The sequence below is a fragment of the methane-oxidizing endosymbiont of Gigantopelta aegis genome (assembly GCF_016097405.1).
Taxonomy (GTDB): Bacteria; Pseudomonadota; Gammaproteobacteria; order Methylococcales; family Methylomonadaceae; genus Methylomarinum.
The window spans coordinates 246,520-259,644 of sequence record NZ_JAEHGD010000002.1 but is presented as its reverse complement, the minus strand read 5'-3'; the positions used below and the strand labels follow the sequence as shown (position 1 = coordinate 259,644).

General features: G+C 45.0%; 11 protein-coding genes. 1 reads left to right on the top strand and 10 read right to left on the bottom strand.

What is annotated here, in order from left to right:
* The first annotated feature begins 7 nt into the window (after positions 1-7).
* Entirely contained in the window at positions 8-475 is a 468-nt protein-coding gene (locus JEU20_RS12060; RefSeq protein ID WP_198246396.1) for a peroxiredoxin, read from the top strand.
* Between the two features lie 551 nt (positions 476-1,026).
* On the opposite strand, the gene JEU20_RS12055 is transcribed toward JEU20_RS12060, so the two are convergent.
* The 10 genes from JEU20_RS12055 to nusA all read right to left on the bottom strand — a co-directional run bounded on the left by JEU20_RS12055 (position 1,027) and on the right by nusA (position 13,121).
* Positions 1,027-1,638, bottom strand: coding sequence for a TetR/AcrR family transcriptional regulator (locus JEU20_RS12055; protein ID WP_198246394.1), 612 nt, complete (start codon positions 1,636-1,638; stop codon positions 1,027-1,029).
* Positions 1,639-1,712: 74 nt separating this feature from the next.
* Positions 1,713-2,273 carry a CDP-diacylglycerol--glycerol-3-phosphate 3-phosphatidyltransferase gene (pgsA, locus tag JEU20_RS12050; RefSeq protein ID WP_198246392.1) on the bottom strand — a complete coding sequence of 187 codons (561 nt, stop codon included), beginning with the start codon at positions 2,271-2,273 and terminating at the stop codon, positions 1,713-1,715.
* Between the two features lie 2 nt (positions 2,274-2,275).
* Entirely contained in the window at positions 2,276-4,102 is a 1,827-nt protein-coding gene (uvrC, locus tag JEU20_RS12045) for an excinuclease ABC subunit UvrC (protein WP_198246390.1), read from the bottom strand.
* Between the two features lie 5 nt (positions 4,103-4,107).
* Positions 4,108-4,743, bottom strand: coding sequence for a uracil-DNA glycosylase (locus JEU20_RS12040; RefSeq protein ID WP_198246388.1), 636 nt, complete (start codon positions 4,741-4,743; stop codon positions 4,108-4,110).
* 215 nt (positions 4,744-4,958) lie between these two features.
* Positions 4,959-7,040, bottom strand: coding sequence for a polyribonucleotide nucleotidyltransferase (pnp, locus tag JEU20_RS12035; RefSeq protein WP_198246386.1), 2,082 nt, complete (start codon positions 7,038-7,040; stop codon positions 4,959-4,961).
* A gap of 111 nt (positions 7,041-7,151) precedes the next feature.
* Positions 7,152-7,421, bottom strand: a complete 270-nt coding sequence (rpsO, locus tag JEU20_RS12030) for a 30S ribosomal protein S15 (RefSeq protein ID WP_198246384.1) — start codon at positions 7,419-7,421, stop codon at positions 7,152-7,154.
* A gap of 85 nt (positions 7,422-7,506) precedes the next feature.
* A complete protein-coding gene (gene truB, locus JEU20_RS12025) occupies positions 7,507-8,415 on the bottom strand; it encodes a tRNA pseudouridine(55) synthase TruB (protein WP_198246382.1) in 909 nt (302 codons plus the stop codon).
* Positions 8,416-8,418: 3 nt separating this feature from the next.
* The gene (gene rbfA / locus JEU20_RS12020; RefSeq protein WP_198246380.1) at positions 8,419-8,781 is read right to left on the bottom strand and encodes a 30S ribosome-binding factor RbfA; all 363 of its coding nucleotides are present in this window, start codon (positions 8,779-8,781) and stop codon (positions 8,419-8,421) included.
* 3 nt (positions 8,782-8,784) lie between these two features.
* Positions 8,785-11,589: a translation initiation factor IF-2 gene (gene infB, locus JEU20_RS12015; RefSeq protein ID WP_198246378.1), complete on the bottom strand. Its 2,805-nt coding sequence runs from the start codon at positions 11,587-11,589 to the stop codon at positions 8,785-8,787.
* Positions 11,586-13,121, bottom strand: coding sequence for a transcription termination factor NusA (gene nusA, locus JEU20_RS12010; protein WP_198246376.1), 1,536 nt, complete (start codon positions 13,119-13,121; stop codon positions 11,586-11,588). Before nusA ends, infB begins: the two co-directional genes overlap by 4 nt.
* Positions 13,122-13,125 lie beyond the last annotated feature (4 nt).

Here is a 13,125-nt window from a genome sequence, read left to right as displayed (position 1 = left end):
GATTATCATGCAAAAACTTAAAACCAATCAGCCCGCGCCTTATTTTAAACTTACAGGCAGTGACACTAAAGTGCATACACCTGACCATTACAAAGGTCACTGGCTGATTTTATTTTTTTATCCGAAAGACAATACCCCGGGTTGCACGGCAGAGGCCTGCCACTTAAGGGATAGCTATGATGAAATCAGGAAGCTGAATGGTATTGTTTTAGGCATTAATACCGATTCTGTCAGCAGTCACCAGTCCTTTATTCAAAAACGACAGTTACCCTTCCCTTTATTGAGCGACCCGGATGGCGCAGTCAGCCGTCAATATGGATGCTTATTTAAATTAGGCCCAATCCGCTTCTGCAAACGACATTCCTTTATTATTGCTCCCGACGGTAAACTGGCAAAAATCTATCGGCACGTCAACCCATCGCACCATGCTGAAGAGATTATTCAATTCTTGCAAACACAAACGATCAAGCAATAATATTCTGTCTGGTTTGCCCCCCACAAAGTTACCCACATTTTCTGTGGATAACTTTGTGGAAAAGATAATGATAATCGGCCTAAGTCTTCGAAATTTAACGGAATCCGTTAAATTGACTATTTTCTAAACACATCTTAAAACATTTATTTATCAAAAACTTACAAAAACAGTTAATTAAATAACTGATGTTACGCAGCGGCACTTCAATCTCATTCCCATAATCTTCCATTCACCATTACCGTGAAAGAAAAAGTCATCTCTGGCCTCTATTTTTTATCGACACAGAGACCACAGAGCGCACAGAGTTATAGTTTGTATCGTTTAATTCCATTGACTGATCTAGATTCATTCAGTTATTAACGACCCTGTAGGAACATTTGTTGTTCATCCTTACTACACGGTTTCATTCTCTGTGTTCTCAGTGATCTCTGTGTCTACATGGGTTCCTACGCAGGAGCGTGGGAATGAGGGAAGAGTTACTGCGTAACATCAGTTAAATAAAAGACTTAATTCTTGTTTTTTATATCTTTGTTTTGATGTGAATAACAACCTCATTTTCGCGCAATACAACTCCAGGCCAACAGCCAAACCTGTGATTGATAACTATCGGCATCTTTATCCAAAGCGCCAGTTAACACCATTTCCAGCGTTTGATTGACGATACCAAAAAAACAGGCATAGGCCATTAAAGGGTCTAATGAACGGATTTCACCGTCTTTAATGCCTTTTTGTAATATGCGTATAATTTTATTGAACGGCGCCGTTTCGAGCAGGGGTTTATATTCCGGCAAAAATTCATCAACCTTGATACGCAATAAAAAAGTCATCACTTCAGGCGCGTCATCAGTTAATTTAAACAATAAATCGACGATTTCCCGTAGCTGCTCTGAGGACTTGCGATTACGTCGCCGAATATCATCGATGGATATACTCAAACTGTCGAGTATATTGCCAAACAGCGCCTCGGCAATCATTTGCTTGGTTTTGAAATGCTGATAAATGCCACTTGTTGTTTTTAAACCGCAGGCCGTTTTAATATCAGCCAGAGAGGTATTGAAATAGCCCTTTTCTGCAAAAAGTTTTAAGGCGGCCAGTAAAATATCATCCCGTGTAACGACCTTTTTGGTTTGTTCTTGATCTTGTTGTTCTTGTTTTTGTTCCATTTTGATACGCTTGATTCATCGTTTTGAATAACAAAACGATGTTATCTTATGATTGTGATTGTCTTGAGTGCCGCTTATTCCCTTAGTGTAGAGGCAGCGGCCATTAAATAATTAGCCATCGACCATAAGGTTAGAATGGCGGCGATATAAAGTAACACATAGCCAATCATACTCACTGGCAAATTAAAAATATCATCCCGATATAACAGAAAAGCAATAGCGACCATTTGAGCTGTTGTTTTCCATTTTCCAAGTTGTGAAACCTTAACCTTTGCGCGCTGACCAATTTCAGCCATCCACTCTCTTAACGAAGCAATCGTGATTTCCCGACCAATGATAATAGCGGCAGGAATAGCAAGATAGGGGGATGCTTCCGCCTGTACCAACAAAACGAGCACAAAAGCAACCATCAATTTATCAGCAACCGGATCGAGGAAAGCACCAAAAGCTGTTTCCAGTTGCATTTTTCTGGCCAGATAGCCATCCAGCCAGTCCGTAAAACCCGCGAAGATAAAAATCAATGTACATGCCACATTGGAATATTCCCAGGGTAAATAAAAAACGACAGCTAACAACGGAATCAAAGCGATCCGTAAAAAAGTTAAGCATGTGGGTAAATTAAACTCGTGTAGCATAATTATTGATGAAAACTATCGTAAATTTTTTGCGCCAACTGTCGACTGATGCCATCGACACTATTCAGGGCATCGACACCGGCCTTGGCCACACCTTGCAGGCCACCAAATTGTTTTAACAAGATTTGCCGTCGTTTAGGGCCAAGTCCTGGTATATCTTCGAGTATAGAGCGTTTTTTGGCCTTGGCCCGTCTACCTCGGTGTCCTGTAATCGCAAACCGGTGCGCTTCATCCCGAATATGCTGAATCAACAACAAGCAACTGGCACCTGGCGTTATATCCAAAGGCTCTGACAATTCCGGCAAGATGATTTTTTCCATCCCCGCCTTGCGATCAGGCCCTTTAGAAACGCCCACTATCATAACACTATTTACTGATAATTCGGATAATGCCTTTTGCGCCTCATTAACCTGTCCCTTACCGCCATCGATCAGTAAAATATCCGGTGCTTGATGCTCACCTTTTTTCATGCGTTTAAAGCGCCGGTAAACTGCTTGGTAAATCGCTGCATAATCATCGCCGGGTGTAATGCCTTCAATGTTAAATCGCCGATAAGCCGCCGTTAGCGGCCCTTCCAGCGTGTAAACAACGCATGAAGCAACCGTTTGCTCACCCTGAGTATGGCTGATATCGAAACATTCCAAACGTTTAGGCATTTCATCAAGCCCTAGCTGTTCTTGTAAACTCAAAAAACGCTCATGAATACCCTGTTTATCTGCCATACGTGTGGATAAGAAATTTTCAGCATTACTTGCCGCCATTTCCAACCATTTAGCCCGTTGTCCCCGAACATGAGTGCTGATCGTAACCGTTTGCTGTGCTTGTTTCGATAACACTTCAGCCAGTAAGTGGGTATCTGGCAATGCATGGCTCACAATCAATTCATTTGGTAATTGACGTTCCAGATAATACTGAGCGATAAAGGCCTGTAAAATATCTCCCGCCGCATGAGACTCGGCCATTTTAGGGAAAAATGTTTTACTGCCCAGATTCTGGCCCTTGCGGATAAAAAAGACTTGAACACAGGCCATGCCAGCATTGTTAGCACAGGCAATAATATCGACATCACCTTTTTCACCTAACACAAAATGGCGCTCTAAAACCGACCGTAAACGGCTGATCTGATCGCGATAAACAGCAGCTTGTTCGAAGGCAAGCTGTTCCGATGCCGTTTCCATGCGCTGCACCAGACTATCGATGACTAACTCCCCTTTGCCTTGCAAGAATAATTTTGTATTTTCAACATCGGCCTGGTAATCGTCTTTTGAGATCAACCCAGTACAGGGCGCAGTACAACGCTGTATTTGATATTGCAGACAGGGACGGGTCCGGTGCTGATAAAAAGAATCATCGCACTGCCTGACAGGGAAAATTTTTTGTAACAATTTAAGCGTTTCCCGCACGGCACCGGCACTGGGATAAGGGCCAAAATAAATGCCCTTACGTTTCTTAGCACCGCGATGGAAAGTCAATTGCGGAAAATCATGATCGCTCAAAAAAACATACGGATAGGATTTATCATCGCGCAAACAAATATTGTACCGTGGCTTGAAACGCTTGATTTGCTGACTTTCCAACAATAACGCCTCACCTTCGGTATGAGTTACCATGACCTCAATCGACGCCACTTTAGCAACCATTGCTTGTTGCTTAGGCGAAGCGCTGTGCGTTCTGAAATAACTGGAAACGCGATTTTTCAGATTTTTAGCCTTTCCGATATAAATAATCTCGCCACGCTCATCTAGCATTTTATAAATACCAGGACGTTGCGTCAGTGTTTTCAGAAAGGCTTTGACATCAAATGTCTTGTTTAGCGTATTTTCGTTCACACGTCCTAAATATAGTTCTTAATCGTGTTAAACACATCATGAAACATTTCCCTAGTCAAACGCTTGGTTTGTATATTATAGCGACTACAGTGGTAAGAACTGACCAATAGTTTACCATCCGGTAATGCCGTCGCCTGATTATGCTTAAATGCAATCTGACTCAAACGTAAACCATAGGCTTTCAATACCGCCTGATGTGCAATATTTCCCAAAACCATAATCACAGCCTGTTCCGGTAAAGCCTTAATTTCCTGCTGTAAAAAATGATTACATTGGTTGATTTCCGCACCAACCGGCTTGTTCTGTGGAGGCAGGCATTTTACGGCATTGGTAATGCGGCAATTTTTCAGCACCAACCCATCATCGAGTGCACTGGAATCGGGCTGATTGCTGAAGCCAAATTCATATAGCGTTTCATACAATAACAAACCGGCATAATCACCGGTGAAAGGCCGGCCACTAGCATTAGCGCCATGCATTCCAGGTGCCAGACCTACAATTAATAAGGCGGGTGACACATCCCCAAACGGCGCGACAGGGGCCGCATGATACGCCGGATATTTTTGCTTCACCTCATCAAGAAATGTCGCCAGCCGGGGGCAGGCACGGCAATTTTTATCAAAAATAGAATTATCCATCATTTTCCTGAGCAAAAAAAAGGGCCTTACGGCCCTTTTTTATTGTTAATTGGTAACTGCTCACCCGGTTGTGTTTTAGCCGGAGTAGGTCATTGATTTATCAGGACACGTGAATACATCCATGTAGTTCTGCATAACATCCCTGTTATGCAAGCCTGATAAATCAACAACCTACACCTGCTTTTTAGAGGGGGTGAGTAGATACGTTAATTGGATGATTATTCATCATCCTTAACTTCTTTCATGCTCAACCGAACCCGTCCTTGACGATCGATTTCCAGCACTTTAACCTTAACGATGTCACCTTCGCTGAGTTTATCACTCACTTTCTCAACGCGCTCATCGGAAATTTGCGAAATATGAACCAGCCCATCTTTACCCGGTAAAATGGTAACAAATGCGCCAAAGTCCATCAGTCTTGCGACCTTGCCTTCATAGACTTTTCCAACTTCAACTTCAGCCGTGATTTCTTCGATGATTTTACGGGCTTCTTCACCCGCCGCCTTGTCAACCGAGGCGATATTCACGACACCGTCATCCGTTAAATCAATACTGGCTCCAGTTTGTTCGGTAATACCACGAATAGTCGCACCACCTTTACCGATAACCTCACGAATCTTGCTCGGATCAATTTTGAAGGAAATAATCCGAGGTGCAAAATCAGACATTTCCTCACGCGTTTCGGACAATGCTTTGCTCATTTCATTCAGAATGTGCAAACGCCCTTCTTTCGCTTGCGCCAATGCCGTTTTCATGATCTCAGCCGTAATACCATCAATCTTGATATCCATCTGCAAGGCGGTGATGCCGTCTTTAGAGCCTGCAACCTTGAAATCCATATCCCCTAAGTGATCTTCATCACCCATGATGTCGGACAATACGGCAAACTTGTCGCCTTCTTTAATCAAGCCCATTGCGATACCGGCAACCGGTGCTTTAATTGGAACACCGGCATCCATCAGCGCCAAACTAGTGCCACATACTGAAGCCATGGAACTGGAACCATTAGACTCGGTGATTTCTGAAACTACGCGAAGTACATATGGAAATTCTTCCATGTCAGGCAAAACTGCCGCAACACCACGTTTAGCCAATCGGCCGTGACCAATTTCTCGACGTTTAGGAGAGCCGACAAACCCCGTCTCACCGACACAAAACGGTGGAAAATTGTAATGCAACATGAACGGTTCTTTATATTCACCCGACAACGCATCAATAATCTGGGCATCACGATCAGTACCTAATGTTGCGACTACCAGAGCCTGCGTTTCACCGCGTGTGAACAAGGCCGACCCATGCGTCCTAGGCAAAACACCAGTTCTGACAGAAATCGGTCTGACCTTGTCTAATTCACGACCATCAATCCGTTTTGCTTCATTCAGGATAGATCCCCGAACGATTTTCTTTTCTAAGTGTTCGATAGCCTCACTGACATCTCTTTCTTCGTATTGTTCGTCAGCCGTCAGTTTTTCAACCACAGCGGAACGAATCTCACTCAAACGCTCTTGTCTGACCAACTTCTCTGCGATTTGATAGGCCGCCCGAATATCGGCTTCGGCCAATTCTGCAGCTTGCGCTTCCAAATTCTGATCGGCTTCGGTCGCTTGCCATTCAAACACAGGGATATCGACTTGCGCACTGAAATCATTAATTGCATTGATCGCGGTCTGCATTTGTTCATGTCCAAACAAAACCGCATCCAGCATAACATCTTCATCCAATAAATCAGCTTCAGATTTAACCATCAAGACAGCATCCTGAGTACCTGCGACCACTAATTCTAGACGCGAATCTTTCAAAGCTGTTTTAGATGGATTCAATACATATTCGCCATCGATATAGCCCACACAAGCCGCGCCTATCGGACCATTGAAAGGTAAGCCGGAAACCGCTAAAGCGGCCGAGGCGCCCAATAATGCCGGAACTTCCGTATCCACATCGGGATTTAACGACATTACGGTGGCAATAATTTGAACTTCATTGGTAAAACCGTGTGGAAATAAAGGCCGTATCGGTCGGTCGATCAGACGGGAAATCAGAGTTTCATTTTCGCTCGGCCGTCCTTCCCGCTTAAAAAAACCGCCTGGAATTTTTCCGGCTGCATAAGCCTTTTCCTGATAGTTGACGGTTAAAGGGAAAAAATCACCACCTTGCGCTTCTTTTTTACCCACAACGGTAACCAGTAAAGAAGTGCCTTCTACATCGATTAACACAGCGCCATTGGCTTGACGAGCGATTTCGCCGGTTTCCAAAATGACTTGGCGATCGCCATATTGAAATTGTTTCCTGATCGGATTCACTATAGAGTTCCTTTATTGAAAGGTTGTTGCATAGGATCTATTCATCCATTCACAATGGATGTTTTTACGGTATAAACAAAAACGGCACATTAAGGTGCCGTTTTGCATAAGTTACTTACGTAAGCCTAAACGCTCAATCAATGAACGATAACGGGCGACGTCTTTCTTTTTCAGATAATCCAATAATTTACGACGCTGATTTACCATACGTAATAAACCTCGGCGTGAATGATTATCTTTTTTATGTTCAGCAAAATGCGGTGCTAAATGAGCAATATGTGCAGTCAATAATGCAATTTGCACTTCAGGTGAGCCGGTATCGGTTTCGGATAAACGATATTCTTCAACAACGGCTTTTTTTTGTTCTGCAGTAAATGGCATAGTAATCCCTATCGATTAGTTGGTGGTATCTTTTTCGATACACAGTAAAAAAACAGAGCCCCGCAATAGGGTGCAGGGCTCCACGTTAAAAAGTTGTTTCCAGATGGAACAGTTTTCTGGGCGCTAGTTTACCATCCATTCGCATTTCGCCCAAGCCCAAAAACAACGCGCCACAATACATTCTGACGGTGCCGGCATCGCTTGAATTCAAATCAAGCTGTTGTCCTTGCCGGATGCAATCGGCCTGTTTGGTTGAAACATTGACCGCTGGCAGATTTTGTAGCGGCGCATCGACGGCAATTAATTGCTGAATGACAGCTTCGGGCGTCATGGCTTTCAAAGCATCCAGAGTAAATGCCTGATCTATTTTAAATATTCCAGCCCGGGTGCGACGCAAGGCCTTAACGGTTGCACATGTACCTAAATAATGGCCAATATCTTCGGCCAGAGAGCGAATATAAGTTCCTTTCGAACAATCTACAGCCAAGGTCAGACAATCGCTCTCCCAGCTCAATTGCTCCAGGCGATAAATACTCACACGCCGGGCCTTGCGTTCTATTTGAATACCTTCCCGCGCCAACTCATACAACTTCTTCCCCTCATGCTTGAGAGCAGAATACATGGGCGGAACCTGGTCAATATCACCTAAAAAATGCTGCCAACAAGCATCCAGCTGGGCTTGCGTCAGCTCCGGAACGGGCTGTTCGGCAATAATCTGCCCTTCCAGATCCCCTGTATCGGTCATGACACCGAGCTGAATGACGACCTGATAACTTTTATCATCATCCAGCATCATTCCCGAAACCTTGGTTGCCTCCCCAAAACACAAAGGCAGCAAACCGGTAGCCAAAGGATCAAGGCTCCCGGTGTGTCCGGCTTTCCGCGCATTCAAAAAATGCCGCATATCTTGTAAGGCCCGGTTGGAAGAAATACCACTCGGTTTATCCAATAACAAAATACCATGAATATCACGGCCTTTTTTACGTCTTGCCACAGATCAATCCCGATCTTTTGCAGCGTCTTCTGCCAGAAGTTCTGCCACGCGCATTCCGGTGTCAATAGAACGATCGTAATAAAATCTCAATTCTGACATATGCCGCAAGCGCATTTTTTTGGCCAAATGATGGCGAATGACAGGTGCTAGTTCATTCAATGTATCGACATTTAAAACTTTCGCTTCTTCATCGGCATTCAAAACCGTGATATAGATTTTGGCCACCGCCAAATCTTTCGATAACACGACTTCGTTGATGGTAATAAAACCTAAGCGTTGATCTTCTACCTCGCGCTGCAAGATCAAGGCGAGCTCTTTTTGCATTTCAGATGCGACCCGCTCACTGCGGGAAAAATCTCTGCCCATCGCTTAAATCTCCCGCTTGACTTCAACACGTTCGAATACTTCTATTTGATCACCGACTTTAACATCGTTATAGTTTTTCACGCCGATACCACACTCCATACCGGTCTTGACTTCATTCACATCCTCTTTAAATCGGCGTAAAGATTCCAGCTGGCCTTCAAAGATAACCACGTTGTCGCGCAAAACACGAATCGGTAGATTCCGTTTGACATAACCATCGATAACCATGCAGCCTGCGATAGCACCAAATTTTGGTGAGCGGAATACATCCCGAACTTCAGCCAAACCGACGATTTTCTCCTGGATTTCCGGTGCCAGCATACCATTGATAGCACGTTTGACTTCATCGATTGCATCATAAATAACGCTGTAATAATGCAAATCAACTTCTTTTTCTTCAATCAGTTTTCGAGCTGTCGCATCGGCGCGCACGTTGAAACCAATCAAGATCGCATTCGATGCAATGGCAAGATTAACATCACCTTCGTTAATACCCCCAACACCGCCGTAAACACATTTAACCGAGACTTCATCATTGGATAATTTAATCAATGATTCACGTAACGCTTCCAAGCTACCTTGTACATCTGTTTTGATAACCAGATTGACTGTTGCTGTTTCGCCCTCGGCCATTTTGGAAAATACTTCATCCAGTTTTGAGGCGGCTTGATTGGCATGTTGCTTGCTTTTCATGCGTTCTTCGCGATGCTCGGCCAATTCTCTTGCCGCCCGCTCGCTTTGTAGCACCAGAAAATCATCGCCTGCGGTTGGAGTTCCAGATAACCCCAGAATTTCAACCGGTGTACTCGGGCCTGCACTCTTGACGGGCTGTCCATTTTCATCAAACATCGCCCGCACACGACCAAACTCTTTACCACATAAAACGATTTCGCCTTTGTTCAAAGTGCCTTTTTGAACCAATACCGTTGCCACGACACCCCGGCCTCGATCAAGCCTCGCTTCGATACAGATACCCGCAGCAGGTCCTGTTACCGGTGCTTTCAATTCCAGAATTTCGGCCTGCAAAATCAACGCCTCAATCAGTTCATCAATACCTGCTCCGGTTTTAGCCGACACCTTCAGAAACTGTGTATCACCACCCCATTCTTCAGGCACAACCTCTAAGGTTGCCAGTTCTTGCATTACTTTATCTGGATTCGCTTCCGGCTTATCGATTTTATTGATGGCAATAATCATAGGCACATTAGCGGCCCGCGCATGCTCTATTGCCTCTTTAGTCTGTGGCATAACACCATCATCCGCGGCAACGACCACAATAACGATATCGGTCAATTCAGCGCCGCGTGCACGCATCGCGGTAAACGCGGCATGTCCTGGCGTATCCAGAAACGTGACATTACCATGATCGGTTTTTACCTGATAGGCCCCAATGTGTTGGGTAATACCCCCAGCTTCTCCTGCCGCAACCCGCGTTTTCCGAATATAGTCGAGTAATGAAGTTTTACCATGATCAACATGCCCCATGATGGTGACAATCGGCGCACGCGGTTTGACTTCAAGCTCATCCGTTTCGCCCTGAACTTCAGCCAACATTTCTTTTTCTAGATCATCATCACTTTGCATGATCGGGTTATGGCCCATTTCTTCTACCAAAATAACAGCCGTTTCCTGGTCGATAGTCTGGTTAATGGTCGCCATAATACCTAATTTCATGAGATGTTTTATGACTTCGGCCGCCTTAACGCTCATTTTTTGAGCTAAATCTGAAACAATTATATGATCAGGAATCAAAACATCTCTCACCACCGGCGCAACAGGCTTCTCGAACTGATGTTTTGTACTGACCTCTAATTTGATCTCCTCTCTATTCCGACGACTTTTCCCTTTTTTACCTTTGGCTTTACGACCACCTGCGGTGTCTGCAGCCGGTGCAGCGGGCTTACTGAAACCACCGGCCTTACCTGCTTTTGCGGGTGTTTTTTTCTTATGCAGCGTCTGTTTCTGCTTGGCTTCTGCCTGCTTTCTAACTTTTTCCGCCATTCTTTGTACAGAAGCCTCATGGCGCTGTTTCTTTTCCAACTCCAGGCGTTTGGCTTCAAGCTCTTCTGGTGTCAACTCCGGTTCTTTTTCAGCGACTTCTTCCGTTTTAACCTTTGCTTCAGTTTCAGCATCAGCTTCAGTGCTCGATTTTTTGCTCTCTTCCGTTTTTTCAGTCTCCTGCTCCGGTTTTGACACGGCCTCAGATTCTTTTGTCATCGGCTGCTCCTTTGCTTCAGTCACTTTTTGTTCGCCGACCTCTTTCTCTTTATCTTCGCTTGCCGCTTGCTGCGCTTTAGCCTGCTGTTTGGCTTTTTCCTCAGCCTCTTTTGCTCGCGCTTCTTCCTGGCGTTTTTTCTCTTCAGCTTCCTGCTTCAGTTTTTCTTCACGTTTGCGTGCAGCTTCACGCTCAGCCTCAATCTGCTTTTGTTGTTCTTCCAACAACTTTTTAGCCCGCAAAGCCTCTTCCTCTTCTGGCGTCAAAGCTGGCGCCTCGCTGCGCTTGATGTAGGTTTTCTTCTTACGGACTTCCACATTGACTGTTTTACTACCGGTTCCTGGCGCAGAAGACTGCTTGAGCGCTGAAACCTTTCGTCGTTTTAAGGTAATTTTACGTGGCGCAACATCTTCAACCTCGCCCTCTTTACCATGTCGTTTGCGCAAAAATGCCAGTAATTTAAGTTTTTCTTCTTCTGTGATGAGATCATCCGGCGATCGAGCGGACAGGTTTGCTTCTTTTATTTGTTCTAAAAAGCGCTCCAGAGGAATTCCAATTGCTTGCGCCATTTCTTGTACTGTTTTTTCACTCATTCTTCTCCTCCTCCTGCCTGTGTGTCCTGACTTTCTGCAAACCATGGTTCGCGCGCCTTCATAATCAATTTTGCTGCCTTTTCTTCATCCATTCCGGTAAATTCCAGCAAATCGTCTACCGCTTGTTCCGCCAAATCTTCCATCGTCACAATACCTTTTGCCGCCAATTCTTTCGCCAGCTCTTCATCCATACCTTCCATTTCCAGCAGCTCCTGAGACGGCTCAGCGATTTCAACTTTTTCTTCCGAGGCAATCGCTTTTATCAACAAGGCGTCTTTAGCCCGGTTACGCAATTCATTGACCAGCTCTTCGTCAAAGCCTTCGATCTCCAGCATTTCATCAACCGGCACATAGGCAATTTCTTCAATATTGGTCAAGCCAACATCAACCAGTACCTCGGCAATTTCTTCATCCACATCTAACTGGTCAATAAAATCCTGTTTGATTTTTGAAACGACAGCACCCTGTTCCTGTTCCAGTTGTTGCGCATCCAGCACATTCAACTCCCAGCCCGTCAATTCACTGGCCAGGCGCACATTTTGCCCGCCGCGCCCAATGGCTTGCGACAAACTATCGGTTGCCACCGCAACATCCATGCTGTGTTTGTCTTCATCCACAATAATGGATTCGATTTCTGCAGGCGCCATCGCATTAATGACAAACTGCGCTTCATTTTCATCCCATAAAATGATATCGACCCGTTCACCGGCCAGCTCATTAGAAACCGCCTGCACACGCGACCCCCGCATACCCACGCAGGCACCCACCGGATCTAGCCTCGGATCATGGCCTTTAACCGCAATTTTGGCACGCGAGCCCGGATCGCGAGCCGCTCCCTTGATTTCAATCAAGCCTTCGTTAACTTCCGGCACCTCCAGCTTAAACAAGGCAATCAATAATTCCGGCGCCGTACGACTAACAAATAATTGCGGCCCCCGTGCTTCCGATCGAACTTCTTTTAAATAACCTCGAATACGATCTCCAATGCGCACAGATTCTCTAGGAATCATTTCATCCCGAGGAATGAAAGCTTCGACATTGCCACCCAAATCCAGATATACATTACCTTTTTCGATTCGTTTAACGACACCGGTAATCAACTCACCAACACGGCTCTGATAGGCATCGACAATTTTTTTCCGTTCTGCTTCACGCACTTTCTGGATGATGACCTGTTTGGCTGTCTGCGCTGCGATACGGCAAAATTCCACCGAGTCGATACGTTCTTCCACAAAATCACCTACCTGAACATCAGGATTGTCCATTTGTGCAACTTCCAACAGAACTTGCGACTCAGGAAATTCTACATCACCATCGACTTCGTCATTCGGCGCCACAACCTCCCAGCGCCGGAATGTTTCATAATCACCTGTCTGCCGATCAATTTTAACCCGAACTTTAATCTTGTTTTCATGCCGTTTGACTGTCGCCGCTTCCAGTGCTGACTCCAGCGCCTGAAAAATAATCTCTTTATCAATATCCTTTTCGTTAGCAAAAACATCTGCCACAAGTAATATTTCTTTATTTGCCACTTAA

Excerpts from the sequence above, each read along its gene's own strand:
- rpsO (WP_198246384.1), bottom strand. The coding sequence starts at position 7,421 with ATGCCATTTACTGCAGAACAAAAAAAAGCCGTTGTTGAAGAATATCGT.
- JEU20_RS12040 (WP_198246388.1), bottom strand. The coding sequence starts at position 4,743 with ATGATGGATAATTCTATTTTTGATAAAAATTGCCGTGCCTGCCCCCGG.
- rbfA (WP_198246380.1), bottom strand. The coding sequence starts at position 8,781 with ATGGGCAGAGATTTTTCCCGCAGTGAGCGGGTCGCATCTGAAATGCAA.
- JEU20_RS12055 (WP_198246394.1), bottom strand. The coding sequence starts at position 1,638 with ATGGAACAAAAACAAGAACAACAAGATCAAGAACAAACCAAAAAGGTC.
- pgsA (WP_198246392.1), bottom strand. The coding sequence starts at position 2,273 with ATGCTACACGAGTTTAATTTACCCACATGCTTAACTTTTTTACGGATC.
- JEU20_RS12060 (WP_198246396.1), top strand. The coding sequence starts at position 8 with ATGCAAAAACTTAAAACCAATCAGCCCGCGCCTTATTTTAAACTTACA.
- infB (WP_198246378.1), bottom strand. The coding sequence starts at position 11,589 with ATGAGTGAAAAAACAGTACAAGAAATGGCGCAAGCAATTGGAATTCCT.